We start from the raw sequence: 301 nt of genomic DNA, 5'->3' as shown, positions 1-301 counted from the left end.
GGACACCGTCGCCGGGCGGCTGCCCAGGCTGGTCCGGCTCTCCGGGGGCGCCGGACCCGACGACGACTGAGTCCCGCCGCCACGATCCGCCGGCCGTCTCGTTCTCGTTTACGAAGCCTTGGTCAGAGGCCGCTCCGGAGTCGTGTACTGGGCGGGGATCTGCCCGGGGATCTCGTTGCGGTACCGCAGCCCGAGGTGGAGGAGTGCCCCCGCCACGACGGAGATGCTGCGGTCGCGCTCGCTCGCGATAGCCCGGACGACTTCGTTGTCGGTGAGCGGGATGCGCGCGGTGAAGTCCGTG

At 71.4% G+C, this 301-nt stretch carries 1 protein-coding gene; it reads right to left on the bottom strand.

Annotated features, from left to right (window positions below):
• Window positions 1–108: 108 nt before the first annotated feature.
• Window positions 109–301: hypothetical protein (locus DBV35_RS29790; protein ID WP_157962122.1), on the bottom strand; the 193-nt coding region annotated here is incomplete at its 5' end.

The sequence above is a fragment of the Acuticoccus kandeliae genome (genome assembly GCF_003073115.1).
Note: the sequence above shows the minus strand (reverse complement) of the source record. Positions and strands in the feature narration are given on the sequence as shown.